Genomic DNA, 26,853 nt, shown 5'->3' with positions numbered 1-26,853 from the left:
TGGACGCTTTGCTCCGTGTCCCCCGCCCGCTTTGCGGGCTCCTCCTTGACCTGCGCAAAACGCCCAGCCGCCCCAACTCCCGGTGCCTGATGCATACGCCTCCGAAAAACACGGAGCAAAGCGATCTGCCGCCAAAACGCTCAGTCACGCCCCAAAGCACCTAGACTTTCGAAAAAGTCAGAGCTTGAACACCCCCACCACCTGTACCAAATCGTTGGCCTGACTCTTCAAGCTACTGGCCGCAGCAGCCATCTCTTCCACCAAAGCGGCGTTCTGCTGGGTTGCCTGGTCCATCGAAGTCACCGCCTCACCCACCTGCGCCACACCGGCACTTTGCTCGTTGCTGGCCGCGCTGATCTCCCCCATGATGTCGGTCACGCGGCGGATGCTGCACACCACCTCGGTCATGGTTTCACCTGCTTTGTCGACCAGGGCGGTGCCCTGCTCTACCCGTTCGACACTGGCGTTGATCTGACTCTTGATTTCCTTGGCCGCTTCGGCACTGCGGCCGGCCAGTGAGCGGACTTCGCTAGCCACTACCGCAAAGCCTCGACCCTGCTCCCCGGCACGGGCGGCCTCCACCGCCGCGTTCAGCGCGAGGATGTTGGTCTGGAAAGCGATGCCATCGATCACGCTGATGATGTCGCTGATCTTGCGGCTGGCGTCATTGATGCCCTTCATGGTGTCCACCACTTGGCTGACTACTTCGCCGCCTTGCACTGCGACCGTGGAGGCGCTCATGGCCAGCTGATTGGCTTGACGGGCGTTGTCGGCGTTTTGCTTGACGGTGCTGTTGAGTTCTTCCATGCTGGCAGCGGTTTGCTCCAGCGCGCTGGCCTGGTGCTCGGTGCGGGCGCTCAGGTCGTTGTTGCCTTGGGCAATTTCGGCGCTGGCATTGGCCACGCTGTCAGCGCTGCCACGCACTTGCGCCAAGACGCCGTGAATTTTGGCCACAAACTGGTTGAAGCCATTGCCGATGGCGGCCAGCTCGTCGTTGCCCTGAACCGCGATTTTGGTACGCAAATCTGCTTCGCCGCTGGATACCTCGGCCATGGCCCGGCTCAGGGCCCACAGGGGCTGCATCAAGCGCGACACCACGGTCACCAGAATGACCGCTGTGGCAAGTGCGCACAGCAGTGCGACGCCCAGTGTGTAGAAGGTCAGCTGCCGGGAAGATGCAGTCGCCACACTGTCCGGAAAGCTCATACGCACAGCCCATGGCGCCGTGTCGGGGTAAATCGCAACCGGCTGCAACAGGTGGTTGACGTTGCTGCTGTCAGTGTACTCATACGCCTGGCCTTTTTGCACGGCCTCCAGCCCTGCAGCCGGGATGTCTTCGGCCTTTTTGTTCACCAAAGCGGCGCCCGGGTTGGTGGCGTACAGGCCGCCATTGGAGATCAGTGCAATGCTGCCCCCACCCAGCACTTTCACCTCCGCCAAAATGGTGCTGAGCTGGGTCAAGGCGAAATCGGCACTGGCGGTGCCGAGGAACTTGCCGTCCACCAAAATCGGCGACACCAGCGAGGCCATCAATACGTCTTTGCCCTCAATGGGGTACACGTATGGCTCTGTGAAGAACACTTTGCCCGTTTTCTTGGGTATGTCGTACCAGTCGTTCGCCCCCGGCGCAGGATCAAACACGATGGGGTCGACATGGAAGGCGCCGCCCGGTTTTCGGGTCCAGTAGGGCATGTGGCGACCGGTGGCGTCGTATTCGGGCGCTTTGCCGGCGAATTCAGCATCTTTGCCATCCAAGGCATTCGGCTCCCAAGTGACTGCCGCGTCCACAAAATCCGGCGAACTGACCAGGGTGGACTTCACCATCGCATCGATTTGCGGGCGCAGGAGCGGAAGATTGCCCGCCTTGGTCGTTGCCATAGCGCCCGCCAGCCCCATCACCGAGTACAAATTGGCCTTGATCCGCGACTGGACAGAGCCCGCCGCCTCTCGCGCCGACGTGCGGGCCAACTCCATCGTGGCACTCTCGGCGGTGGCGCTGCTGCGGAAACCAATCACCGTGGCGGTGATGGCAAGACTGGCCACCACCAAGGCGGTGGCTGCTGCGCATATTTTGGTATTGAGGGAAAAACTTTGGCGACCCGACCAGGGACCAGACGTGCCGGAAGACAATAGCAGGCTCATACACTTGGATTCCTGAAAAAATGCGCCTCACCAACGCGTGCTCCGGCCAACACGGACCTGTATTTTTTTGTGAATTCAATGTGCTTTGTTTGCTCCAAATACGCAAAGCAGAATAAGCCGGTTTTTGGGACCTTTAGGCGTTTAGCCCCTGTTTCCCCTGCACCATTCGCTATCAAATTTAGAGCAAATATGCCCTCCATATCGCAAACTATCGCCAGCCTGCAAACCCAGGGCTTGGATCTGACAGACAGCCGCCTGCTCCTGTTGCACGCGCTGGGTCAGCCGCGGGCAGGGAGGGCCTGGTTGCTTGCGCACGACACGGACTTGGTGAGCGAAGCGGTCACCGCCTCACTGCAGGGCTATGTCGCACGCAGGTTGGCGGGCGAGCCGGTGGCTTACATCGTGGGCCACAAGGAGTTCTACGGGCTCAACCTGCAGGTCAACTCCGATGTCTTGGTGCCCCGCCCTGACACCGAAACACTGGTTGACTGGGCGCTGGATGTGACGACGCCCAAGCCTGAAGCCCGGGTGGTGGACCTGGGCACCGGCAGCGGCGCTATCGCACTGGCGCTCAAGGCTACGCGGCCCGCGCTGCAGGTGGAGGCGGTGGACTACAGCCACGCCGCACTTGCCGTCGCACAAGCCAATGCACAGCGGCTGGGGTTGGCGGTGACCTTCAGCCAAGGCTCTTGGCTCAGTGGCACCAAGGGCGTGTTTCAGGCCATCGTCTCCAACCCACCCTATATCCGCGAGGACGACGAACACCTGCCCACACTCCGCTTTGAGCCACGCCAAGCCCTTACCGCCGGCGATGACGGGCTAGCGGACATCCGTATCATCATCGCCCAAGCTACTACCCGCCTTCAGCCTGGCGGCTGGCTGCTGCTGGAGCACGGCTATGACCAAGCCGCTGACGTGCGGGCGCTCTTGGAGGCTGCAGGCTTCGCCAACGTGCAAAGCCGCCAAGACTTGGCCGGAATCGAGCGCTGCAGCGGTGGCCAGTGGATTGACCCAGATTTATAAGAAATTAAGCTCTAGCGCCCGTAAATACTGCGCTACCAGCTATTTAATTGATAGCAATTAGAAAAACACAAATGCCCACAACACCCACCTGCCCCCAGTGCACACTTGAAAACACTTACCCCGATGGCAGCAACTTTGTCTGCGCCGACTGCGGCTTTGAATGGCCGCAGGCTGTTGCAGCGGCGGACGATGAAGACAACGCAGTCGTCAAAGACTCCAACGGTCAGGTGCTGCAGGACGGCGATGCGGTGGTGCTGATCAAAGACCTGAAAGTCAAAGGCAGCTCCACCGTGCTCAAGCAGGGCACCAAGGTCAAAAGCATCCGCCTGGTGGGCGGCGACCACGAGGTGGACTGCAAGATGGACGGCGGCAGCTTCATGCTCAAGGCCTGCTACCTGAGAAAGGCATAAGCCCCTGCCATATACAATGCGCCATATCCCAATCCGAGGAGGCGCATCATGTCCACCAGCACCGTTTTCACCAACAACCGCAGCCAGGCGATTCGACTCCCGGCTGACATGCGCTTGCCCGCCTCGGTGAAGCGCGTCAGCGTCAGGGCGCGCGGACTGGAGCGCATCATCACACCGGTAGAAAACACCTGGGACAGCTTTTTTATCGACTCGGAACCTGTACCCAGCGACTTTTTGGCCGAGCGCGCCAGCCAGGAGCAAGCTGAGCGCGAAAGCCTGTGATGCTGAAGTACCTGCTGGACACCAACATCGCCATCTACGTCATCAAGCGCAAGCCGATGGCGGCGCTGCAGCATTTCAATGCCCATGCCGGGCACTTGGCCATCTCTTCCATCACTTTCGCGGAGCTATTGCATGGTGCCGAGAAAAGCAGCGCACCTGAAAAAACCCTGGCGGTCGTGGAAGACTTTTGCAGCCGCTTGGAAATTTTGAGCTACGGCCCCAAAGCTGCCCAGCACTATGGCCAGATCCGCGCAACGCTGGAAAAAGCAGGTACACCCATCGGCGTGAATGACCTGCACATCGCAGCGCACGCGCGCAGCGAAGGTTTGGTACTTGTAAGTAACAACTTGCGCGAATTTGAACGCGTACCGGCGCTGCAGTTGGAAAACTGGGTTTCTTGAATTCATCCAACCAACGCTTTCAAACCACGAGCCATTCAATGTACAGAATCAACCACGGCACCAACCGGATCAGCAAATTGAAGCAAGTGCGATTTGCTGATCTGGGCTTCTCTGAGCGCAACCACCTTCAAGAGTGGCTCGCCAATCAACCTGATGCGCTGGGTGAGGATCTGCTCATCATTCAAAAAGAGTTTGACGGCTTCGATGACACCAAAGAGCGGCTGGATTTGTTGGCTATCGACAAGGCTGGCGGGCTGGTCATCATTGAAAACAAGCTGGATGACTCTGGTCGAAACGTAGTGTGGCAATCGCTCAAATATGCGTCTTACTGCTCCACGCTGTCACAACAAAAGATTGCTGAGATTTTTCAACGCTATTTGGACAAGCACCAACCCGGCCAAGACGCTCAGACCCAGATTTGTGAGTTTTTGGGCAAGGAAGATTTTGACGATGTAGTGCTTAACCCTGGCATGGACCAGCGCATCATCATGGTGGCTGCGGAGTTCAGAAAAGAAGTCACATCCACCGTATTGTGGCTGCTCAAACACCGCGTACTCCTGAAGTGCTTCAAGGCGACACCTTTCCAGGACGGCAGCGACCTGTTTCTCACCGTGGAACAGCTGATCCCGCTGCCGGAAGCAGAGGAGTTGATGATTGGTATTTCAGAGAAAGAGGTCGAGGAGCAGTCACTAGAGCGTGGCCAGGCCAATCGCCACAAGCTGCGTACGGAGTTTTGGCATCAAACCTTGGAAGCGCTTGAACAAGCCAAAGTAGCGCTATACAGCAATGTTGGTCCATCCAGAGACCACTGGCTCAACGCCGGTTCTGGTTTAAGCGGAGTCCATTACTCCATGATTTTCAATAGAGACGAAGTGCGAGTTAACTTCGTGTTGAACCGCGCTTCCAAAGAGCAAAACAAATCACTTTTTGATTTACTGCTCGCGCACGCGAGCGAACTGGAAAAGCTATTTGGCGCACCTTTGGCATGGCGACGCATGGATGACAAAAAGGTTTCCATCATCGAATACTGCCAAGCTTACGATGGGCACAACCGCGAAAGCTGGCCAGCCATGATTGCCTGGGTGGTGGACCACATTCAACGGCTTGAAAAGGCGTTCGACACGCAGATTCCCGCTCTGCGTGTCGCACTGCGTTAAGCGGCCACCGACTCCGCAGCCCCCACATCCACCAGCCCCAAGCGGTTCACACCGCTGATCAAGGCCTTGACGGAAGCGGTCACGATGTTGGTGTCCATTCCTACACCGAAACGCTCGCCGCCCTTGCCGGTGTCGCCATTCGTCGCCACCAGCTCCAAGAAGGCACAGGCTTGTGCATCACCCGCGTCGGTGCTGGCTTTGGTGCTGCGCTCTTCATAGCTGCGCACCTGCACTTTGACACCAATGGTTTGCAGGGCGTGCACTGCTGCGTCGATGGGGCCGTTGCCCTCGCCACTGAGCAGCATGGGCTGGCCGTCCACCTCGACGCCGATGCGAATGCCCTGCACATGGGCCTTGCCGGTCTGGCCGGGGTGGTCAAACAGGTGGTGCTCGACGTAGCGCACTTTGGCATCTGCCGCGTTCAGGTAAGTGGCGTCAAACAGGTCCCAAATGTTTTGCGCACTCATCTCGCCGCCATGGCTGTCGGTGTAGCTTTGCACTTCGCCCGAAAACTCGACCTGCAGGCGCCGCGGCATGACCACGCCGAACTCGGCCTCCATCAAATACGCCACACCGCCCTTGCCGGACTGGCTGTTGACCCGGATCACCGAGTCGTAGCTGCGGCCCACGTCGGCGGGGTCGATGGGCATATAGGGCACATTCCACATCGCATCCGGGCCGGCAGCCTTCTGGGCGGCAAAGCCTTTCTTGATGGCATCCTGGTGGGAGCCACTGAACGCGGTGAACACCAGGTCACCCACATACGGGTGGCGTGGGTGGATAGGCAATTGGTTGCAATACTCGACGGTGCGGGCAATCGCGTTGATGTCCGAGAAATCGAGGCCGGGGCTCACGCCCTGGGTGTACAGGTTGAGGGCAAGGGTGACCAGGTCCACATTACCGGTGCGCTCGCCGTTACCGAACAAGCAGCCTTCGACGCGGTCGGCGCCGGCCATCATGCCCAGCTCGGCAGCCGCCACGCCGGTGCCGCGGTCGTTGTGCGGGTGCAGGCTCAAAATGACGCTGTCGCGGCGGGTCAAATGGGTGTGCATCCACTCGATCTGGTCGGCATAAATGTTGGGGGTGGACACCTCCACGGTAGCCGGCAAATTGAGGATCACTTTGTTGGCGGGCGTAGCGCCCCACTCGGCGGTAACGGCATCGCACACTTCGCAGGCAAATTCGAGCTCGGTACTGGTGAACACCTCGGGGCTGTACTGCAGCACCCACTCGGTTTCGGGCATGGTGGCAGTGATCTCTTTGATCAAACGCACCGACGACACGGCCAGCTCTTTGACCTCGGGCTTGCTCATGCCGAACACCACGTCCCGGAACACGGGGGCAGTGGCGTTGTACACGTGCACGATGGCGCGGCGCGCGCCCTTGAGCGACTCGATGGTGCGGCGGATCAAGTGCTCGCGAGACTGGGTGAGCACCTCGATGGTCACATCGTCCGGCACATGGCCGCCAACGATTAACTCACGCACAAAGTCGAAGTCGGTTTGCGAGGCGCTGGGGAAGCCGACCTCGATCTCTTTAAAGCCCACTTGCAGCAGCGTGCGGAACATGCGCATCTTGCGCTCCGCATTCATGGGCTCAAACAGGGATTGGTTGCCATCCCGCAGGTCCGTGCTCATCCAGATCGGTGGCTGGGTGATGCTGCGCGTGGGCCACTGCCGGTTAGGCAGGTCAATGGCAGGGAAGGCGCGGTATTTGGTAGCGGGGTTGGACAACACGGCAAAAACTCCTGAAGGGCATGACACCAATATCTATATTGGTATCTTAGCCCCGCAGGTCAGGCAGCCGATTGCGCAATTTGCCTATTTTTGAAATTTATTGGCAGATCGTGCCAACAAAATAGACTTTCGAGAAATTCTAAAAGTCTGGCTAGTTAAAGCTCGCAATCAGTGGTGGTGCCCGTGCGCACCATGAACATGGCCGTGTGCCACTTCTTCTTCGCTGGCAGCACGCACTTCCAGCACCTTCAGCGCAAAACGCAGCGTTTTGCCGGCCAAAGCGTGGTTGCCATCCAAATGCACGACCGGCCCTTTGATCTTTACCACGTTGAAGACGATGCTCTGGCCGTCTTCCGAGCGACCTTCCAACTGGCCGCCGACCTTGACGCCCGGGGGAAACTGAGTCTTGGGGATGGTTTGCAACAGCGCTTCGTTGTACTCACCAAACGCATCGGCGGGTGCAAGCTCGATGGTGGTGGCAAAACCGGCAGCCTGGCCTTCCAACGCCTCTTCGATCTTGGGGAAGGTGTTTCCGTAGCCGCCGTGCAGGTAAGCGATGGGCTCCTGGCTTTGGTCCAGCAACTTGCCGGTGGTGTCGGAAATCTTGAATTGCAGGGTGACTGCGGTGTTTTTGGTGATGTTCATGCGCCGATTATCCTAAAAAGCGGTCATAGAGGCGCATCGTTCGCCCGTACGGGCGACAGGCAAATGCGATGGTGAAATAATCGGGACATCTAACTATCTACTTGGAAGTACTGACATGAGCGACGCACAACAACGTATTGACGAACTGGTGAAATCCAACGACATCCTGCTTTTCATGAAAGGCAACGCCAGCTTCCCGCAGTGCGGCTTTTCCGGCCGGGCTATCCAGATCCTCAAGGCGTGTGGCGTGGACACCAAAACCGTCAATACCGTGAACGTGCTGGAAGACGACGGCATTCGCCAAGGCATCAAGGAATACAGCAACTGGCCCACCATTCCCCAGCTCTACATCAAGGGCGAGTTCATCGGCGGCTCGGACATCATGATGGAAATGTACGAATCCGGCGAACTGGTGCAAGTGCTGGGCACCCTAGCCGGCTAATTTCACCTGCGGACAGCCCGGCACCTTAGACCGGGCACTGCAGGATTATTGCGTGTTGCAGGGAGTCTGCCGTGTTTACCGCGTTCACCGACGAGATCGAAGACATCGAGATTCGCAGCCGTCGGGTTTTTCAATTCGGGCTGCTGGTTTTCATTGCCTTCACGGGCACGGCGATCCAGTACAGCACGCAGTCCCGTTGGGATGTGGTGATTGCACTTAGTGTGGGTGCGGCCATGATGCCGCCCTGCCAGTGGTTGAACTACCGGGGCCATCATGAAACCGCTGCAGGGCTGGTGCTGAGCACCGCGACACTGTCTTTGTTCAGCATCATGTGGTTCAGCGATGGCCTGCGGGACTCATCGCTCCTTGGTTACCCGGTCATCCTGGTCGGCGCCGGCCAGTTGCTCAAGCCCCGGCACTTCTGGGCACTACTGGCACTCATGCTGGCGTGTGTATTGGCCCTCGGTCTGGGCACGCTGTACGGCTGGCGAACCGGCGTCACCCCGGGTACTGATATGGACCGGCTCTCGGGCAGCCTGTCGATATTGCTGGTGAACGGCTTTCTGATCTGGTTTCTGACCTACGACATGCAAAACGCACTGGTCCGCCTGCGCTCCCAGATTGCGCGGTTCCATGCCTCAGAAAAAAACCTCACATACCTTGCGCAGCATGACGGGCTGACACGTTTGCCCAACCGCTTGTTGGGCAATGCTCTGCTGACCGACGCCATGCGGCAAGCCGCACTGAACGGCACCCATGTCGCCCTGCTGTTTGTGGATCTGGACAACTTCAAGGATGTGAATGACTCGGCCGGTCATTCCGCGGGCGATGATTTCCTGGTTCAGGTCGCCCAGCGCCTGCGCGAGACAGTGCGGCAAAGCGACGTGGTGTGCCGCCAGGGCGGAGATGAGTTTCTGATCGGTCTGACCGAACTCACCAGCGCCGACGATATCGCGCTGGTGAGCGAACAAGTGCTCCTCAAAATGCAAGCTCCCTTTCGCCTGCGGGGCGAAGAGGTGCTGGCATCGTGCTCGATAGGTGTGGCGATTTACCCCGCCCAAGGCACCACTTTTGACGAGTTGTTGCGGCATGCGGATCTCGCCATGTACGAGGCTAAAAAAGCGGGCCGCAACACCTACCGGATCTTCAGCGAAGACATTCGCAGCAGCATCACTGAAAGCCTTCACCTGATCTCCAGCTTGCGCCAAGCGGTTGCGCAAGAAGAATTCGTGCTGCACTATCAGCCGGTGCTGGACCTGCGCACCGGATCGCTGATCGGGGCAGAGGCACTGGTCCGCTGGCAAAACCCCAAGCTGGGGATGGTGTCGCCGGGGCTGTTTATTGCCTTGGCAGAAAAGTCCGGCCTGATTGTCGATATCGGCCAGTGGGTGCTCAACGAGGCCTGCCGCCAGATGCAGGCATGGCGAACCATGGGCGCAGGCCCGCTGTTCGTGTCGGTCAACCTCTCACCGGTGCAATTCAGTCGCGGGAATATTGAAGCGGTAATCGCCCACGCCCTGCAGACCACCTGTCTGGACCCCGGCCAGTTGGAGCTTGAAGTCACCGAGTCCACGCTGATTGCAGACACCGAGAAGTTCATTGCGACCCTCTCGCGGATTCAGGCCTCAGGGATCCGGCTGGCGATTGATGACTTCGGCACAGGCTATTCCAACCTGTCGTACTTGCAGCGGTTTCCGGTTCACAAGCTCAAAATCGACCAGTCCTTTGTTCGCCGCTTGCTGCAAGGCGAAAAAGACGTCGCCATGGTCAGCGCCATCATCCACTTAGCCCACAGTCTGGGGCTGAAAGTGACCGCAGAAGGTGTGGAAAACGAAGCCACCTCGAAAGCCTTGCGGGGTATGTGGTGCGACCAAGGGCAAGGCTATCTCTATGCCCGCCCCATGCCCGCCGATGATTTTGAGGCCTATTGGCGCGCCCGGGCTTAACCAGCCCAATCCCATAGGCGCTTGTTCGCCATGACGGCGTTGGGATAGGGCGCTTTGCCACGAGAGCCGTTGTAACGCCCCAGCGCCAAAAACATATCTCCCCGCTCGCGCTCGAGGTAATGACGCAAAATCACACAGCCAAAACGCAGGTTGGTTTGCATGTGAAACAGCTTGCCCGCGTCGCCGTCGCCCAGCACCCGTGTCCAGAAGGGCATCACTTGCATATACCCCCGGGCGCCCACGCTGCTCACGGCAAACTTGCGAAAGTTGCTCTCCACCTGAATCAGGCCCATCACCAGCGACACATCCAGACCAGCACGCTTGCTCTCGTACCAGACGGTCTGCAAAAACTCCCGCCGCACATCCCACTCCGGCTTTTTCTTTTTGAGCCGCTCGCTCATGGCACCCAGCCAGCGCAAGTAATTCAAACGCGACTCAGTGTCCTGAAATTCGGGAATCGGCGGCGCCGAGTTGGAGATGGCAGACGACAGCGCAGTGCGCACCGAGTCCACCAAAGGTTCTTCGAGCTGCCTGCCTGCCCAAGCCTTCTGCTGCGAAAACGATAGCAATCCGCCGGATAAAAACAAGCGCTGCAGCCCGATCCGGCGGGTAATGCCGGATGCGGCTACCGGCCTATTCATGCCTTCAACTTGCCCAGCAACAGCGCAGCAATATCGGCTACCGCCACGCTGGTGGCCGCGCTTTCGCGGCGGTGCTGGTACTCGACCACACCCTCTTTCAAACCGCGATCACCAATGTTCACCCGGTGCGGCACGCCAATCAGCTCCCAGTCCGCAAACATGGCGCCGGGGCGCTCATTGCGATCGTCCAGAATTACGTCCACACCCGCAGCCAACAACTCTTCGTAAAGCTTGTCGGCGGCTGCCTTCACATCAGGGAAGCGATCCGGATTGATCGGGCACAAAACCACGGTAAACGGTGCCAGTGCGTCGGGCCAGATGATGCCCTTGTCATCGTGGTTCTGCTCAACGGCCGCGGCAGGCAGGCGGGTGATCCCGATGCCGTAGCAGCCCATTTCCATGAACTGGGGCTTGCCGTTGACATCCAGGAAGGTCGCATTCATCGCCTTGCTGTACTTGGTGCCCAGGTAAAACACGTGGCCGACTTCGATGCCACGCTCAATCGCCAGCACGCCTTTGCCGTCGGGCGAGGCATCGCCCTCCACCACATTGCGCAGGTCCGCGACCATGTCGGGTTCCGGCAGATCGCGCCCCCAGTTGACGCCCCGGATGTGAAAGCCTTCTTCGTTGGCGCCACAAATCCAGTCGGCCATGACCGCCACATCACGGTCCGCCACGATCTTGAGCGGCTGCTTCAGGCCAATGGGGCCCAAGTAACCGGGCTTGCAACCAAAGTGTTCTTCAATTTCACCCACCGTGGCAAAACGGAACTCGGCCAGGCCCGGCAACTTGCCGACCTTTACTTCATTCATGTCATGGTCACCGCGCAGCAGCAAGAGCCAGACTTGGGTCTTCTTGATCGCGCCGTGCTCATCTTTCTCGTCTGTCGCCAGCACCAGGGACTTCACGGTCGTGTTCAGTGCCACACCCAACAGAGCAGCCACATCCTCACAGGTGCTCTTTCCGGGCGTTGCTACTTTTTCCATAGCAGCTTGCGCAGACGCTCTGGGCGCCGCAGGCGCCAAACCCTCAGCTTTTTCCATATTGGCAGCGTACTCACTGGTCGGGCAATACAAGATGGCGTCTTCTCCGGTGGCTGCGATCACCTGAAACTCTTCGCTCAAATCCCCACCGATGGCGCCGCTGTCTGCCGCAACGGCGCGGTAGGTCAACCCGAAGCGGTCAAAGATGCGGCGGTACGCCTTGGCCATGACTTGGTAGCTGGCCTTGGCGGAGTCCTGATCGCGGTCAAAGCTGTACGCGTCCTTCATGATGAATTCGCGGCCACGCATCAGCCCGAAGCGGGGGCGGCGCTCGTCACGGAACTTGGTCTGGATCTGGTACAGGTTTTTGGGCAGCTGCTTGTAGCTCTTGATTTCCTGGCGGGCGATGTCAGTGACCACTTCTTCGCTGGTGGGCTGAACCACGTAGTCGCGGTCATGGCGATCTTTGATGCGCAGCAACTCAGGCCCCATCTTGTCGAAGCGGCCTGTCTCTTGCCACAGCTCCGCAGGCTGAACAACAGGCATGGTCAATTCGACGGCGCCAGCCCGGTTCATTTCCTCACGAACGATGGCTTCCACCTTGCGGATGACCCGCAGTCCCATGGGCATGTAGTTGTAAATGCCAGCACCCAGCTTTTTGATCATGCCCGCACGCATCATGAGCTGGTGGCTCACCACTTCGGCATCGGTGGGTGCTTCTTTGAGGGTGGAAATCAGAAATTGGGAGGCTTTCATGGGTCGCTCGGTGAACTACAGGGAGCTTCAGACCTTGATGCACCGCTTTCGCTGTGCATAATGAATGAAGTTTAAAAATTGGGGTTTGATTATGCTTGACCGGGACGGATTTCGGCCCAATGTCGGCATCGTCCTGCTCAACCAGAGAAATCAGGTATTTTGGGGCAAACGCATACGCACACACTCGTGGCAGTTTCCGCAGGGTGGCATTGATCGGGGGGAAACTCCCGAGCAGGCCATGTTCCGGGAGTTACATGAAGAGGTGGGCCTCCAACCGGAGCATGTAAGCATTGTTGCCCGTACCCGCGACTGGTTGCGCTACGAGGTGCCGGACCGATTTGTCCGCAGAGATGCTCGCGGACATTACAAAGGGCAAAAGCAGATCTGGTTTCTTCTGCAACTGGTGGGTCACGACTGGGATTTAAACCTGCGTGCCACCGACCACCCGGAATTCGATGCCTGGCGGTGGAATGACTATTGGGTCCCGCTGGACGCCGTGGTGGAGTTCAAGCGCGGCGTCTACGAGATGGCCCTCACTGAGCTTGCTCGGTACCTGCCGCGTCACGAAAGTCGCAACCGCTATCTGCGGCATGGCGGAAACCGCACGCGTGATGCGGATAGCGGTTTCGACCGCCTGCAGCCTAACCATATGGAATTGCCACCCGGGGCGTCTTTCGAGCCGGATCCGGGGACCAATGCACCGACACACCATGATTAACTTGCGATCTGCTTTGGCCCTCCTGATTTTCGGAGGGTGCGTGGGCTTTGCTGGCGCCCAGAACACACTGGACAACCCTGACTGGACCGAGGAGAAAGAACCTCCTGCTCCTGCGTTTTCAACATCCAAGGTGCTGCCCCTGGATATGCCCAACTTTGTAACCGTCAAAGTGGGGATTGATCCGTCCACCATTATGGTCGGGGGCGATGGCGTGGTGCGTTATGTCGCGGTGATGACCAACGCCAGCGGCACCAGCAACGCGGTATACGAAGGCATACGCTGCCTCACCGGTGAGGTCAAAACCTATGCCCGGGCAGGCTCTTCCGGTAACTGGTCGGCGGTGAGCACCCCCGTCTGGCGCGATGTAATGGACAACATGCCTTCCCCCCACGCCCGCGTATTTGCCCGCCAAGCCGCATGCGACACGCGGGTCGCAGGCAGCAAAGCCGAGATTCTCAATGCGCTGAAATTCGGAAAGAACTCGCCGAACTACCGGGCGCCCAGCGAGCAATAGCCACAGCTGCCAAGCAGCCCGGGCTGACCTGCCCCTTAGCGGGTGAGTACCAGGTTATCGCGGTGGAGCATTTCTGGCTCTGCCGCATAACCGAGCAGGCGCTCAAACTCTGCAGAAGGCTTGCGGCACAGCAGGCGGGCTTCGGCACTGGCGTAGTTGGCCAGTCCGCGGGCGATCTCAAAGCCGGTTTCGTCGCGCACGGCGATCACATCGCCACGCGAGAACTCGCCTTCGACCTGCAGCATGCCAATAGGCAGCAAACTCTTGCCTTCATCCCGCACTTTGGCAGCCGCACCGGCATCCACCACCACGGCGCCGCGCATCTGCAGATGGTCTGCCATCCACTGCTTGCGGGCCTGGTTCTTTTGGGTCTGGGCAATCAGGAGGGTGCCAATCGCATCTCCCTGCGTCAGGCGGATCAAGGCATCTGGCTCACGCCCCCAGGCAATCACGGTCGATGCGCCAGAACCAGCAGCCCGCTTGGCCGCCAAAATTTTGGTCAGCATTCCGCCACGGCCAATGCTGCTCCCGGCACCGCCTGCCATCAACTCCAAGGCCGGGTCCCCAGCTTTCGCTTCGCTCACAAAAGCGGCGGCAGAGTCTTTGCGTGGGTCTGCAGTAAACAATCCTTTTTGGTCGGTGAGGATGACCAAAGCGTCCGCCTCCACCAAATTGGCCACCAGCGCACCCAAGGTGTCGTTGTCGCCGAACTTGATCTCATCGTTGACGACCGTGTCGTTCTCGTTGATCACCGGAACCACGCCCAGCTTTAACAGTGTCAGCAAAGTCGACCGGGCATTCAAGTAGCGCTCACGGTCGGCAAGGTCGGCATGGGTCAACAACACTTGGGCACTGCCCAAGTCGTTGGCACGGAGCTTGGTCTCGTACATCTGCGCCAGGCCCATCTGCCCCACAGCCGCAGCCGCTTGCAGCTCCTGAACCGCCTTGGGCCTAGTTGCCCAACCCAAGCGCTTCATGCCCTCGGCAATGGCGCCGCTCGACACCATGATCACCTCACGACCATCACGAATCAAATGCGCCAATTGGCGGCACCACTCACCTATCGCTTGCTCATCCAAACCGCGGCCATCATTGGTGACCAGACTGGAGCCAACTTTGACCACGACACGACGTGCATCACGCAGAACAGATGAGCTGAATTTTTGATTCATTGATGACTGTAGCCCTGATGGAATATGCGCGAGCAGCTATAAATATCGTAGCAAAAACCAAAAGATCCGAAGATCAGATTCACTCAGCCGGCGCGTCTGAATCCGTCGATCCCGGTGCAAAACGCGGATCGACCTCAACGTGCGGCATCTCAGCGATTTGCTGCGCCTTGATGTGCTTGTAAATCTCTTTGATCAAAGGCTCACAACCTTCACGGGTCAGCGCAGAAATTTCGAACACCGGCCCTTTGAACTTGTAGCGTTTGACAAAATCTTTGATCAACGCGACCCGGTCATCCGTGGGGACCATGTCCAACTTGTTCAGCACCAGCCAGCGGGGCTTTTTGTACAACTCTTCGTCGTACTTTTTAAGCTCATTGACGATGGCTTTCGCTTGCGCAACGGTATCCACGCCTTCATCGAAAGGCGCCATATCAATCACGTGCAAAAGCAAGCGGGTGCGCTGCAAATGCCGCAAAAACTGATGTCCAAGGCCTGCACCCTCCGCAGCGCCTTCAATCAAACCGGGCAAATCGGCTACAACAAAGCTCTGCTCAGGGCCGACGCGCACCACGCCCAAGTTGGGGTGCAGCGTGGTGAAGGGGTAGTCAGCAATACGCGGGCGCGCATTCGAGACCGCTGAAATGAAAGTAGATTTGCCCGCATTCGGCATGCCCAGCAAGCCGACATCGGCCAGCACTTTGAGCTCTAGCTTCAAGTTGCGCTTTTCGCCAGGCCAGCCTGGGGTTTTCTGGCGTGGAGCCCGGTTGATCGCGCTCTTGAAACGCATATTCCCGAAGCCGCCGTCGCCGCCTTTGGCAATGGTAATCACCTCGCCCGGCTGCAACAATTCAAACAGCACTTCGCCGGTTTCAGCGTCGGTAATGATGGTGCCGACCGGCATTTTGAGGGTGATGTCATCACCGGCAGCACCGAACATGTCGGAGCCCATGCCATGCTCGCCCCGCTTGGCGTCGTAACGACGCGCAAAGCGGTAGTCCACCAAGGTATTCAGGTTGGGGTCCGCTACTGCGAACACGTGGCCGCCGCGGCCACCGTCGCCCCCGTTGGGGCCGCCGAATTCTTTGTACTTCTCATGCCGGAAGGAAACGCAACCCGCGCCACCGTCTCCCGCGGAGATATCAATGTAGGCTTCGTCAACAAACTTCATGGTCGTACACCGAGGTTAGAAATGAAAAACCCCGCGCGGAAGGCGCAGGGTTTCTCGGGGGAGCCAGTGCAGATTACGCTGCAGTGATGCTCACTGTGTGTTTGTTCAACGCACCCTTGACTGCGAATGACACTTTGCCGTCCACCAGTGCAAACAGAGTGTGGTCCACGCCCATGCCGACGTTGTCGCCAGCGTGGAACTTGGTGCCGCGTTGACGCACGATGATGGAACCAGCGCTGATCAACTCACCGCCGAAAGCCTTCACACCGAGCATCTTTGGCTTGGAATCACGTCCGTTGCGCGTAGAGCCGCCGCCTTTTTTCTGTGCCATGACCTATTCCTTTAAGCCTTGATCGCGCCGATTTGCAGTTCGGTGAACTGCTGACGGTGACCTTGACGTTTCTGGTAGTGCTTACGACGACGCATCTTGAAGATACGCACTTTGTCGTGCTTTCCGTGGGAAATTACTGTGACCGTAACGGTCGCACCGGACACCAAGGGTGTGCCGACTTTCAGTTCAGCGCCGTTTCCGACTGCCAAAACTTGGTCGATCACGATCTCTTGGCCTACGTCCGCAGCAATCTGTTCTACTTTAATTTTTTCGCCAGCAGCAACACGATATTGCTTGCCGCCGGTTTTTATGACCGCGTACATGTTGACCTCTTCGACTAGGAAATTCTGCAAATGAATTTTTACAGAGCTTAAGAGTATAACATTTCCCTGCTATACGTCATAACGCAGCAAGACCATGCAGAGCGGGCCCTGACGAGCGTCTCTATAATCGCTCAAAACAAACCGGTCTAACGCCTTGCAAGTCTCTACTCCTGCTTCTTCGACGGGGCTCTCCATCGTCGAACCCGACATGCGCGAAGTTGACGGGGTCATCGCCCACAGATTGGCTTCCGGCGTACCCTTGGTGGGCAGCGTATCCCAGTACATCATTTCTGCCGGTGGCAAGCGCCTGCGCCCTGCCTTGCTGCTGCTGTGCTGCGGCGCTCTAGGATACACAGGTGCCCAGCGCTTCAATATGGCCGCCGTGGTCGAATTTATTCACACCGCGACCCTGCTGCACGACGATGTGGTGGACGAATCCGAGCTGCGACGCGGCGCCCCGACCGCCAACGCGCGCTTTGGCAACCCCGCCAGCGTGTTGGTAGGAGACTTTCTGTACTCCCGCGCTTTTCAGATGATGGTCGAAGCCCAAAGCATGCGCATCATGCAGGTGCTGGCCGACGCCACCAACATCATCTCCGAAGGCGAAGTGATGCAGCTCATGAACATGCACAACGCTGCGCTCGATGAAGCCGGCTACCTGCAAGTCATCCGCTCCAAAACTGCCAAACTTTTTGAAGCCAGTGCCCGCGTCGGCGCCATTTTGTCGGGCGCCACACCTGAACAAGAGGAGGCCTGCGCCTCCTACGGTCAAGCCATGGGCACCGCGTTTCAAGTGATTGACGATGTGCTCGATTACGCTGGTGACGCGGCTGTCATGGGCAAAAACCTAGGCGACGATTTGCGCGAAGGCAAAACCACCCTCCCCCTAATTGCCGCCATGCAGCGGGGTACCGACGCAGAGCGCGCCACCATTCAAACCGCCATTGAAACCGGCGACCTGAGCATGCTGGACGCGGTCGTCGCTATCGTGCACAAAACCGGGGCGCTCGATGTTGCCAAGGCATCTGCTCGGGGCGAGGCAGAACGAGCTATTGAAGCTGCCAAACAGTTACCACCTAACGAGTACTCTGCTTGCCTCATTCACCTTGCAACCCAGTTGCTAGAGCGCAACCATTAAGTATTCACTGAGCCCCCACACACACTGACCCAAAGAAAAAGGGCCTGTCTTTCGACAGGCCCTTTTTCATGTAGCGAAGTTGCTTATTTAGCAGCTTGCTTACGGCGGCGGGCAATCGCGCCCATCACGCCCAAGCCGGCCAACAGCATGGCGTAGGTTTCTGGTTCTGGAACAGCAGCCACTTGCAGACCCACACCGTAATTGCCACCAAAAACGCCAGTTGCAGTACCAGTGATGTCTACGTGGTAATTACCTGCGGTAGGCAAGTTAAAGGTGTAAGAGCCAGTGCCGCCTGCAAAAGAACCAAAGTTGGTAGAGCCGAACGGGTGGATGTTATTCCACACGTTCACTGTCAAGCCAGCGATATCCAGCAAGCTCAGGGTACCAAAACTCAAAGTCAAGCTCGCAGCTGTACCAGTCAGCGTGGAAGGTCCAGCGATAGAGAAGTTAACGGTGTCAGCAAAAGAAACGCCTGGGGCGACATTGAAAACGGTGGAGTAGCTATCGCTGATCAAGCCAGCGTTTTTGGTAGCAGCCTGTGCGGAACCGGCTGCCAAGGCGGACACAGCAATGGCCAAAGCCAAGCTAGTTTTTTTGAAGTTCATGTTTATCCCTGTAATGTTGAGTGCGACAGCGACAGAATTAGCCGTTGCTCGCGCTCACATTATCAAAAACATCCGCCAATCAATCGATAGTCCGATCCGACTACAAGATCGTCAAAAACGTGAAAAAAGTCACACTTTTTGACCCACCCTATCGTCAACGACCGTACACATCCTCAAATCGCACGATGTCGTCTTCACCCAGGTAGCTGCCCGACTGCACCTCAATCATTTCGAGCTCCAGCTTGCCCGGGTTCTCCAGACGGTGTGTGGCCCCTAGCGGAATGTAGGTGGACTGGTTCTCAGACAAGAGCAAGGTTTTTTCGCCCACCGTCACCTTGGCGGTGCCGCTCACCACAATCCAGTGCTCAGCGCGGTGGTGGTGCATCTGCAGCGACAAAGCCGCACCCGGCTTCACCACAATGCGCTTGACCTGGAAGCGCTCACCATGGTCAATGCTGTCGTACCAGCCCCATGGGCGGAATACCTTGCGGTGTGCCTGCCCTTCGCTACGGCCGGCCTGCTTCAGGCGGTCCACAATTTTCTTCACATCTTGGGTTTTGTTTTTGTGGGCGACCAAAATTGCATCCGCAGTCTCAACCACAATCAAATCGTCTACACCCACACACGCAATCAGCCGCCCTTCAGACAAGGCCAAGGTGTTGCGGCTGTCTTGCATCAGCACGTCGCCTTGGGCCACATTGCCTGCGTCGTCTTTGGGCAGCACGTTCCACAGCGCTTCCCAAGCACCTACATCCGACCAACCGGCAGAGAGCGGTAGCACCACCCCTGTCGGCAAACCAGCCGGCACCGCGCCACCCTGGCCTGCCAGGCGCTCCATGACGGCATAGTCAATCGAGTCGCTGGGGCAAGCACTGAAAGCCTCTTTGCCCACCCTCACAAACTCACCGTCTGTGCGCCCCTCGCTCCACGCGGTAGCACAGGCTTGGGCAATATCGGGGCGGCAGCGCTCCATGGCCGCCAGCCACACCGACGCCTTCATCATGAACAAGCCACTGTTCCACGAGTAAGTGCCCTCGTCCAGATACGCTTGTGCGGTCTTCAAATCGGGTTTTTCCACGAAACGCGCAATTTGCTTGGCACCATCAACCCCAAAATCTGCCCCCGACTGGATATAGCCGTAGCCCGTTTCAGGGGCATCCGGGGTAATACCAAAGGTCACTACCGCACCGGCTTGCGCCAACTGTGCACCCTTCACTACCGCCGCCCGAAACGCCGCGCCATTCATGATCACATGGTCCGCCGGCATCACCAGTAACACAGGATCTGCTCCGTTTTTAATAGCGGCATGCGCAGCAATAGTAAGGGCTGGAGCCGTATTTCGCCCCAAAGGCTCCAGCACCACAGTACCGGGCTTGCCCATCAGGCGCATCTGCTCGGCAATCACAAAACGGTACTCCTCGTTGCACACCACCATCGGGGCCGCCAGCTCGACGCCGGCTATGCCCTCGACCCGGCGCACCGTAGCCTGCAACAACGAATCGTCGCCAATCAAGGGCAACAACTGTTTGGGGTATTTTTCGCGGGACAAAGGCCACAAGCGGGTGCCAGAGCCGCCCGACAAAACTACTGGTTGAATCAACATAGTCAAACTTTCAAAATTAAAAAAATCAGGCCCGCGCATCGCCCCAGCGCATGCGGGAGGTGTCATCCCCGGCGTACAGCGTCTCGCCGTGCCGGTTCACGCAATACAAGCGCGACACAATCATTTCGTGGAAGTGCATATCCGGCGCAATACGGGTGTACTCAAACAACACACCCCGGGTAATGCGCGCTCCCGAGCGGATCACACTGCCGTGCCCGATCCAGGCCGGCCCGATGATCGTGGCCCCCTCTTCGATCTTGACGCTAGAGCCGATATACACCGGCCCCTCAATCCGCACCTTGTCCCATGGGATGTTGGTGTTCAAACCCACCCACACACCCGGCTTAATCTCTTTGCCGGGCATCGGCATGTTCTCTACCTCACCCTTGAGCACCCGCTGCAGCACCGTCCAATAGTCGCTCACCCGACCGATATCAATCCAGTGAAATGGCCGGTTCTGCACATAAAACGGCGAGCCATCTGCCGCCAGCTGCGGAAACAGCTCCGAGCCAATGTCGTAGACCTTGCCCTTGGGCACTTTCTCCAGGATCTCGGGCTCAAAGATGTAGATGCCAGTGCTGGCCAAGGTGGACTTGGCGTCCTCCGGCTTCGGCTTTTCCTGAAACGAGCGAATCCGCCCATCTTCGTCTGCCACCACCATGCCGTAGTTCTCCACCTCCTGCAGCGGCACCTCCAGTGCCACCACACTGGCCAGCGCGCCTTTGGCTTTGTGCTCTGCAATGGCGGCGGTAATGTCGAGATCGATCAGCGCATCCCCGCACAGCACCAAGGTGGTTTCGTCAAAAAAACCGCTGAAATCCTGAATCCGTCGCAAACCGCCAGCCGAGCCCATCGGGCGGGGCAATATGTCGCCATGCTCGCGCACCCCTTCGTAGGAGTAGGCAATCTCCACCCCCCAGCGACTGCCATCGCCAAAATACTGCTCAATCCGCTGGTGGTGGTAGGCCACATTGATGATGATTTCGCGGATGTTGTGCCGGGCCAGGTGCTCGATCAAATACTCCATCACCGGCTTGCCCAAAATCGGCACCATCGGTTTGGGCAAGTCTTTGGTGAGCGGGCGGACCCGTGTGCCCTGGCCTGCAGCCAGGATCATTCCTTTTGCCATTTTTTACTCCCGTGATCTGATGTAACCCGCTCCACAGAGCGCGCGCTGTACAGCCCAAAAGTGTAATAGGTCGGGCATAGCTCTTTCGGGCCCATTCCCTTGCCTCTTAGCTTGGTACGACAGTGAATCACCGCCTCGCGAAGTGATACAAAACCCACACAAAAGCCAAAATTCTCCGGGTAAGTGTGAATTTTTTCACGCCGATCGAACTTCGATTGTCAAAAAGTAGCGAATTCACCCATTTGGGGGATGTGCCTAGTCATTCGGACTACGTAACATCGCGGCTTCGCTGTCACCCTAGCAATAACCCTCGGTTATTTAGTTACAAAAAATGTCTTTGCTGCCCTCGCTCTCTACCGAGGATCTCCATCACTACCACCGCGTGGTCACCCACTCGGTGGAGGTGCGCAGCCATTTCGACATGCTCATCTGGCTGCAGGGCGACATGCAGAAATACCTGCCGCACGACATCCTGATTGCAGCCTGGGGCGACTTCAGCAGCGGCCATGTGCAGCACGACATCATTTCAGCCCTGTCGGGTGTGCGCTCGCAGGCAGCGCATTCGGAGCTCTTGTCGCCGCTGCTGGTGAACTTGTTCAAGCGCTGGGGCGAATTCGGCAAAAAGCCTTTCAGCCTCAACGCGGGCGAGTCCGGCTTCTCGCTCGACGAGTTCAGCCTGAAGAGCGCGCTGGGCGGCGCATTGCTCAAAATGCGCAGTGCCACCATTCACGGCATCACCGACGAGCGCGGCAGCCATGACTGCCTGTATGTCGTGTTCAGCGCCCGCAGCCAGTTCACCGACATCGAGCGCAACGCCATGGCCATGGTCCTGCCCTATATAGATACAGCGCTGCGCCAAGTCGAACACCTGCCACACCAATCCGGCTCCGCCTCGCCCGCACTTGTGAGCAGCGCAGCGGAAAACAACACACCCGAGCCCGATGTCCTCACCGAGCGCGAAGCCGAGATCCTCAAATGGGTCGCCCTGGGCAAAACCAACCCCGAAATCGGCAGCATTCTTGACATCAGCGCGTTCACCGTCAAAAACCACATGCAGCGAGTTTTCAAGAAACTCGACGTCTCCAACCGCGCCCAAGCAGTGGGCAAATTCCGGGCATGGGTCAACCATGTCTAAAGCCCACATTACTTTTTCAGCGGCAGAGTTCAACCGCAGCGCCGAGCACGCCTCTATGGGCCGTGACAACCTGCTTGGCATCCTCGAGACCTGCTTGTGCCCCACCGCGCTGGTAGGCTCGCTTTGGATGCTGGCCTATTGGTTTGAAGGCAGCGTGCCACCCGCCTACCTGCTGCTAGCAGTGCTCGCGTTTGCACTCACCTTCCCCGGCGAGCCCCGCCTGCAAGCCAGCAAAGCGGGCAGCCTGCTCGACATCTGCTTTAACTGGGCCTGGATCGCTGCCCTGCTCGGGCTCACCGGCTACGCCACCGGCTATATCCGCCAGTTCGACCTGCAAGCCCTGACCGCTTGGCTGTGGGCAGCGCCTGCAACTGAAATTGCGCTCACCTTTGGCCTGCGCTTTGCTGCCCCGCTCATCATCAGCCTGCAAGGCCCCAAGCAACGCGCATTGATCGTCGGCATGAACGAGCAGGGCCTGGCCCTGGCCGACAAACTCAAAAGCTCCCCCTACTCCAGGGTCGAGCTTGCCGGCTTTGTCGACAGCCGCAGCACCGACCGCCTGAACGCCAGCGCCCCGGTCCCGCTGCTCGGCAAACTCGATGAGTTGGCCAACCTTGCCAAGTGCAACCGCATTCAGGTCATTTACCTGTCGCTGCCTATGGCGTCCCAGCCCCGGATCTTGCAGGTGCTCGACGAGCTCAAAGACACCACCGCTTCTATTTACTTTGTGCCCGACATGTTTGTCACAGACCTGATCCAAGGTCAGCCCAGCGCCGTTTGCGGCATGCCTGTGATCTCGGTTTGCGAAACCCCCTTCCGCGGGACCAACGGTATCGTCAAACGCCTGAGCGACATTGTGTTTTCGATCGGCATTCTGACCCTGATTGCACCTGTGTTGCTGGCGATTGCGGCCGCCGTCAAATTCACCTCGCCCGGGCCCATCATCTTCAAGCAGCGCCGCTACGGCCTGGATGGCGAAGAAATTCTGGTCTACAAATTCCGCTCCATGAGCGTTACTGAGGACGGCGGCGTTGTCACCCAAGCCACCAAAAACGACAGCCGCATCACGCCCCTAGGGGCCTTTTTGCGCAAAACTTCGCTGGACGAGTTGCCCCAGTTCATCAACGTGCTGCAAGGCCGCATGAGCATTGTGGGCCCCCGCCCCCATGCAGTGGCTCACAACGAGCTGTACCGCAAACTCATCAAGGGCTACATGGTCCGCCACAAGGTCAAACCCGGCATCACAGGCTGGGCGCAGGTCAACGGCTACCGCGGAGAAACCGACACCCTCGACAAAATGCAAGGCCGTATCGACTACGACCTCGACTACCTCCGCAACTGGTCTTTGCGGCTAGACATTCACATCATCTTGCGCACCGTGCGCTTGGTGGCCAAAGACCAACGGGCCTATTAACCCATGCGCAGCCATTTTTTACTCTTGCCAGCCAGCCTGGCACTGCTGGGCTCGGCCCCGGTTTTCTCGCAGCAAGACCCGCTGACCCTGAGCGCCGGCTACACGGTGCAAACCGACAGCAACCTCTTCCGCCTGCCGTCCAGCACTAACCTGCAAAACACCATCGGCAAGAGCAGCGGCGCTGAAACCATCGGCATCACGACGGTGGGCCTCGGGTTTAACACCCGCCAGAGCCTGCAAACCCTGTCGGTAAACCTGAACCTGGTGGACTACAGCTACCAAAACTTCAGCTACCTCAACTTCACAGCCAACAACTATGCCGCCGCCTGGGAGTGGGCCGTTACCCCCAAGGTAACCGGCAAACTGAGCACCGACCGCCGCGAAACCCTCAACAGCTTTGCCGACTCCAACAGCTCTCGCCAGCGCAACCTGCGGCTGGACACCACCACCCGCTTTGACGCCAGCTACGCGCTCGACGGGCCTTGGCGCCTGCTTGCCGGTGCCAGCACCACCCGGCAAGAAAACCAAGCCGGCCTGATCACCGGCAGCGACTTCACCACCAACGCGGTAGACGCGGGCGTACGCTACCAGTTTGCCACCGGCAGCGCTCTGAGCTACGTGATGCGCACCAACAAAGGCGGCTACCTTAACCGCGCGGTGCCCAACGCCGGCGCATTTGACGACCAATACACCCAGCTCGACAACGACCTGCGCCTGCGCTGGCTCATGGGCACCGGCAGCACGGTCAACGCCAACCTGACCCACATCAACCGCACCCACCCCCGCTACAGCCAGCGCGACTACAACGGCTTTAACTTCGGCGCCGGTGTGGACTGGGCCTTGACCGGCAAAACCAGCCTCAGCACCAGCATCAGCCACACGCTCGATGCCTATGCCACCAGCAACAGCAACTACAGCAGCACCGACAAACTCAGCGTGTCCGCCGGCTGGCAAATCAGCCCCAAAGTCGGCTTGCGCCTGAAAAACGACTGGGCGCAACGCAGCTACCTGGGTAGCCCCAGCACCACGGCCAGCAGCAACCGCCAAGACATCACCCGCGACACCACCTTGTCGGTGAACTGGCAAGCCCTCGACCAACTGGCCCTCAGCGCCTCCGTGCAGCACAGCAGCCGTGGCGCGAACCAGGCCAACCTCGATTACGACAGCACCATGCTGTTCTTTACCGCACAACTCACTTACTAACCGGACCGCACCATGAACACCACACGCTTTACCGCCACCGTGTTGGCAGCCGCCATCGCCCTGACCCTGGCCGCCTGCGGCGACAAGCAAGACAAAAAAGTCGCCACCCAAGTGGCCGCAAAAGTCGGCAGCGAAGAAATCTCGGTACACCAAATCAACCAGGTTTTGAGCCGCACCAACACCAACGGCGCCAACCCCGAGCAAGTGCAAGCCATGAGCCGCGAAGTGCTAGAGAAACTGATCGACCAGCAACTTGCGGTTGACCAGGCCACCGAAAACAAGCTCAACCGCTCGCCCGACGTCGTCTCGCAAATCGAAGCCGCCCGCCGCGACATCCTGGCCCGTGCCTATATTCAGCAAATCAGCGCCGGTGTGGCCAAACCCACCCCTGAAGACATCAAAAACTACTACACCAGCAACCCCCAGCTGTTCAGCGAGCGCCGCATTTTCAATGTGCAAGAAATTGTGGCCCCCAACGCGCCCGGCGTAGCCGCCACCCTCAAAGAAATGGTAGCCGCCGGCAAGAGCGCCGAAGACATGGCCGCCGCCTTGAAGGCCAAAAACATCCAGTTCAACGGCGGTGGTGCCACCCGCGCGGCAGAGCAAATTCCGCTGGACGTGCTGCCCAAAATCCACGCCCTCAAAGACGGCCAAGCCACCGTGATCGAGGCACCCCAGGCCGTCACCATGGTGCGGGTGGTTTCGTCGCAGCAAGCGGCGGTGCCCGAGGCGGCTGCACTGCCCCGCATCGAGCAGTTTTTGACCAACCAGCGCGCCGGCGAGGCCGTGGCCGCCAACATCAAGCAGCTGCGCAGCAACACCAAAATCAGCTACATGGGCGAATTTGACAAAGCCGCTGCAGCCACAACAGCCCCCGCCGCTGCCGCGGCACCCGCAATGCCCGCAGAGCCCGTGCTCGCCCCCGCTGTGGATGACAAGGCCAAAGCCGTCATCGACAAAGGCGTCTCCGGCCTGAAATAAGCCCCCGCGGCCCTGTAACACTCTGCCACCCGAGGTTTCCCCCACCATGAACAAGCTTCTCCAACTCCTGACCGCCGGCCTGCTGGCCTTGGGTGCGTTTGCGGCCCATGCGCAAGACGGCAAAGCCGACTACCCGCTGGGCGCGGGCGACACCATCCGGGTGCAAGTGTTCCAAAACCCCGACCTCACCATCGAGACCCGCGTCTCCGAGAGCGGCGTTATCACCTACCCGCTGATTGGCGCTGTGCCCTTGGGTGGCCTGTCGGTTGCCGCAGCGGAAAAGAAAATTGCCGACGCGCTGCAAAGCGGTGGCTTTATTCAAAAGCCGCAGGTCAACATTGCACTCATCCAGATCCGTGGTAACCAGGTCTCGGTGCTGGGCCAAGTGGCGCGCCCCGGCCGCTTTCCGCTAGAGACCGTCAACACCCGCTTGAGCGACATGCTGGCCAACGCCGGCGGCGCCACCAACAGCGGCGACGACGTAGTGGTTGTGAGTGGCGTGCGCGACGGCAAGCCCTTCCGCAAAGAAATTGATATCCCCAACATCTTCTTGGGCAACAAAACCCAAGACAACTTGCTGCTGCAGGGCGGCGACACCATTTATGTGCACCGCGCACCGGTGTTCTTTATTTATGGCGAAGTGCAGCGCCCCGGCTCGTTCCGCATTGAGCGCGACATGACCATCATGCAAGCCCTAGCCCAAGGCGGCGGCCCCAATGCCCGTGGCTCTGAAAAGCGCCTGCGCCTGCACCGCAAACTGCCCAACGGCAGCGTGCAACAAATCGAGCCCCAGCTGACCGACGCTGTGCAGGCAAATGACGTGCTCTACGTCAAAGAAAGCATTTTCTAAACCGG

Annotated in this window: 27 protein-coding genes; 15 read left to right on the top strand and 12 right to left on the bottom strand. The window is 58.7% G+C overall.

What is annotated here, in order from left to right; translation table 11 throughout:
• Positions 1-177: 177 nt before the first annotated feature.
• Positions 178-2,142, bottom strand: a complete 1,965-nt coding sequence (locus U5L73_RS06420; RefSeq protein ID WP_322561565.1) for a methyl-accepting chemotaxis protein — start codon at positions 2,140-2,142, stop codon at positions 178-180.
• Between the two features lie 189 nt (positions 2,143-2,331).
• On the opposite strand from U5L73_RS06420, the gene prmC reads away from it, so the two are divergent.
• The 5 genes from prmC (at position 2,332) to U5L73_RS06395 (ending at position 5,415) form a co-directional block, all read left to right on the top strand.
• Entirely contained in the window at positions 2,332-3,165 is an 834-nt protein-coding gene (gene prmC, locus U5L73_RS06415; protein ID WP_322561564.1) for a peptide chain release factor N(5)-glutamine methyltransferase, read from the top strand.
• A gap of 71 nt (positions 3,166-3,236) precedes the next feature.
• Entirely contained in the window at positions 3,237-3,575 is a 339-nt protein-coding gene (locus U5L73_RS06410; protein ID WP_322561563.1) for a zinc ribbon domain-containing protein YjdM, read from the top strand.
• Between the two features lie 48 nt (positions 3,576-3,623).
• On the top strand, positions 3,624-3,857 hold the full coding sequence (vapB, locus tag U5L73_RS06405) for a type II toxin-antitoxin system VapB family antitoxin (protein ID WP_322561562.1): 234 nt from the start codon (positions 3,624-3,626) through the stop codon (positions 3,855-3,857).
• The gene (gene vapC, locus U5L73_RS06400) at positions 3,857-4,258 is read left to right on the top strand and encodes a type II toxin-antitoxin system tRNA(fMet)-specific endonuclease VapC (protein ID WP_322561561.1); all 402 of its coding nucleotides are present in this window, start codon (positions 3,857-3,859) and stop codon (positions 4,256-4,258) included. The genes vapB and vapC overlap by 1 nt, the downstream gene beginning before the upstream one ends.
• Positions 4,255-5,415, top strand: a complete 1,161-nt coding sequence (locus tag U5L73_RS06395) for a DUF4268 domain-containing protein (protein ID WP_322561560.1) — start codon at positions 4,255-4,257, stop codon at positions 5,413-5,415. Before vapC ends, U5L73_RS06395 begins: the two co-directional genes overlap by 4 nt.
• Here U5L73_RS06395 and leuA read toward each other — a convergent pair.
• Together leuA and U5L73_RS06385 are read right to left on the bottom strand one after the other, a co-directional pair.
• Positions 5,412-7,151: a 2-isopropylmalate synthase gene (gene leuA, locus U5L73_RS06390; RefSeq protein ID WP_322561559.1), complete on the bottom strand. Its 1,740-nt coding sequence runs from the start codon at positions 7,149-7,151 to the stop codon at positions 5,412-5,414. The genes U5L73_RS06395 and leuA overlap by 4 nt on opposite strands.
• Before the next feature lie 168 nt (positions 7,152-7,319).
• Complete coding sequence (locus U5L73_RS06385; RefSeq protein WP_313875366.1) at positions 7,320-7,796, bottom strand: FKBP-type peptidyl-prolyl cis-trans isomerase; 477 nt, start codon at positions 7,794-7,796, stop codon at positions 7,320-7,322.
• Between the two features lie 115 nt (positions 7,797-7,911).
• On the opposite strand from U5L73_RS06385, the gene grxD reads away from it, so the two are divergent.
• Positions 7,912-8,238: a Grx4 family monothiol glutaredoxin gene (gene grxD, locus U5L73_RS06380; RefSeq protein WP_322561558.1), complete on the top strand. Its 327-nt coding sequence runs from the start codon at positions 7,912-7,914 to the stop codon at positions 8,236-8,238.
• A 71-nt stretch (positions 8,239-8,309) separates the two neighbouring features.
• Positions 8,310-10,184 (top strand): putative bifunctional diguanylate cyclase/phosphodiesterase, encoded by a 1,875-nt coding sequence (locus tag U5L73_RS06375; RefSeq protein WP_322561557.1) that lies wholly within the window; start codon positions 8,310-8,312, stop codon positions 10,182-10,184.
• Here the strand turns inward: U5L73_RS06375 and U5L73_RS06370 are convergent.
• Together U5L73_RS06370 and U5L73_RS06365 are read right to left on the bottom strand one after the other, a co-directional pair.
• Positions 10,181-10,825 carry a lytic transglycosylase domain-containing protein gene (locus tag U5L73_RS06370; protein ID WP_322561556.1) on the bottom strand — a complete coding sequence of 215 codons (645 nt, stop codon included), beginning with the start codon at positions 10,823-10,825 and terminating at the stop codon, positions 10,181-10,183. The genes U5L73_RS06375 and U5L73_RS06370 overlap by 4 nt on opposite strands.
• The gene (locus U5L73_RS06365; RefSeq protein WP_322561555.1) at positions 10,822-12,564 is read right to left on the bottom strand and encodes a proline--tRNA ligase; all 1,743 of its coding nucleotides are present in this window, start codon (positions 12,562-12,564) and stop codon (positions 10,822-10,824) included. Before U5L73_RS06365 ends, U5L73_RS06370 begins: the two co-directional genes overlap by 4 nt.
• Before the next feature lie 91 nt (positions 12,565-12,655).
• Here U5L73_RS06365 and U5L73_RS06360 point away from each other — a divergent pair, with 91 nt between their 5' ends.
• Positions 12,656-13,282: an RNA pyrophosphohydrolase gene (locus U5L73_RS06360; RefSeq protein WP_322561940.1), complete on the top strand. Its 627-nt coding sequence runs from the start codon at positions 12,656-12,658 to the stop codon at positions 13,280-13,282.
• Positions 13,275-13,796 (top strand): CNP1-like family protein, encoded by a 522-nt coding sequence (locus U5L73_RS06355; protein WP_322561554.1) that lies wholly within the window; start codon positions 13,275-13,277, stop codon positions 13,794-13,796. The genes U5L73_RS06360 and U5L73_RS06355 overlap by 8 nt, the downstream gene beginning before the upstream one ends.
• 35 nt (positions 13,797-13,831) lie before the next feature.
• Here U5L73_RS06355 and proB read toward each other — a convergent pair whose 3' ends face one another.
• From proB to rplU, 4 genes are all read right to left on the bottom strand, one after another.
• Positions 13,832-14,968, bottom strand: a complete 1,137-nt coding sequence (proB, locus tag U5L73_RS06350; RefSeq protein ID WP_322561553.1) for a glutamate 5-kinase — start codon at positions 14,966-14,968, stop codon at positions 13,832-13,834.
• 79 nt (positions 14,969-15,047) lie between these two features.
• Positions 15,048-16,136 carry an Obg family GTPase CgtA gene (cgtA, locus tag U5L73_RS06345; protein ID WP_322561552.1) on the bottom strand — a complete coding sequence of 363 codons (1,089 nt, stop codon included), beginning with the start codon at positions 16,134-16,136 and terminating at the stop codon, positions 15,048-15,050.
• Between the two features lie 73 nt (positions 16,137-16,209).
• Positions 16,210-16,467, bottom strand: a complete 258-nt coding sequence (rpmA, locus tag U5L73_RS06340; protein ID WP_087496571.1) for a 50S ribosomal protein L27 — start codon at positions 16,465-16,467, stop codon at positions 16,210-16,212.
• 11 nt (positions 16,468-16,478) lie between these two features.
• Positions 16,479-16,790, bottom strand: coding sequence for a 50S ribosomal protein L21 (rplU, locus tag U5L73_RS06335; protein WP_087496570.1), 312 nt, complete (start codon positions 16,788-16,790; stop codon positions 16,479-16,481).
• A gap of 208 nt (positions 16,791-16,998) precedes the next feature.
• Between rplU and U5L73_RS06330 the strand changes: the two genes are divergently transcribed.
• Entirely contained in the window at positions 16,999-17,928 is a 930-nt protein-coding gene (locus tag U5L73_RS06330; RefSeq protein ID WP_322561939.1) for a polyprenyl synthetase family protein, read from the top strand.
• A gap of 83 nt (positions 17,929-18,011) precedes the next feature.
• Here U5L73_RS06330 and U5L73_RS06325 read toward each other — a convergent pair whose 3' ends face one another.
• From U5L73_RS06325 to U5L73_RS06315, 3 genes are all read right to left on the bottom strand, one after another.
• Positions 18,012-18,533 carry an FxDxF family PEP-CTERM protein gene (locus U5L73_RS06325; protein ID WP_322561551.1) on the bottom strand — a complete coding sequence of 174 codons (522 nt, stop codon included), beginning with the start codon at positions 18,531-18,533 and terminating at the stop codon, positions 18,012-18,014.
• Between the two features lie 154 nt (positions 18,534-18,687).
• Entirely contained in the window at positions 18,688-20,136 is a 1,449-nt protein-coding gene (locus U5L73_RS06320; RefSeq protein WP_322561550.1) for a mannose-1-phosphate guanylyltransferase/mannose-6-phosphate isomerase, read from the bottom strand.
• A 25-nt stretch (positions 20,137-20,161) separates the two neighbouring features.
• Positions 20,162-21,265, bottom strand: coding sequence for an NDP-sugar synthase (locus tag U5L73_RS06315; protein ID WP_322561549.1), 1,104 nt, complete (start codon positions 21,263-21,265; stop codon positions 20,162-20,164).
• A 331-nt stretch (positions 21,266-21,596) separates the two neighbouring features.
• Here U5L73_RS06315 and epsA point away from each other — a divergent pair, with 331 nt between their 5' ends.
• The 5 genes from epsA to epsE are packed head-to-tail and all read left to right on the top strand — an operon-like array spanning position 21,597 to position 26,848.
• Positions 21,597-22,400, top strand: coding sequence for an XrtB/PEP-CTERM-associated transcriptional regulator EpsA (epsA, locus tag U5L73_RS06310; RefSeq protein WP_322561548.1), 804 nt, complete (start codon positions 21,597-21,599; stop codon positions 22,398-22,400).
• Positions 22,393-23,814, top strand: a complete 1,422-nt coding sequence (locus tag U5L73_RS06305) for an undecaprenyl-phosphate glucose phosphotransferase (protein WP_322561547.1) — start codon at positions 22,393-22,395, stop codon at positions 23,812-23,814. The genes epsA and U5L73_RS06305 overlap by 8 nt, the downstream gene beginning before the upstream one ends.
• A gap of 3 nt (positions 23,815-23,817) precedes the next feature.
• The gene (epsL, locus tag U5L73_RS06300; RefSeq protein WP_322561546.1) at positions 23,818-25,017 is read left to right on the top strand and encodes an XrtB/PEP-CTERM-associated polysaccharide biosynthesis outer membrane protein EpsL; all 1,200 of its coding nucleotides are present in this window, start codon (positions 23,818-23,820) and stop codon (positions 25,015-25,017) included.
• Between the two features lie 12 nt (positions 25,018-25,029).
• A complete protein-coding gene (locus U5L73_RS06295) occupies positions 25,030-25,998 on the top strand; it encodes an EpsD family peptidyl-prolyl cis-trans isomerase (RefSeq protein WP_322561545.1) in 969 nt (322 codons plus the stop codon).
• Positions 25,999-26,044: 46 nt separating this feature from the next.
• On the top strand, positions 26,045-26,848 hold the full coding sequence (gene epsE / locus U5L73_RS06290; RefSeq protein WP_322561544.1) for a polysaccharide export protein EpsE: 804 nt from the start codon (positions 26,045-26,047) through the stop codon (positions 26,846-26,848).
• Positions 26,849-26,853 lie beyond the last annotated feature (5 nt).

The organism is Rhodoferax sp., assembly GCF_034520025.1.
In the GTDB taxonomy this organism is placed as follows: Bacteria; Pseudomonadota; Gammaproteobacteria; order Burkholderiales; family Burkholderiaceae_C; genus Allorhodoferax.
This window is presented reverse-complemented; position numbering and strand designations above follow the sequence as displayed.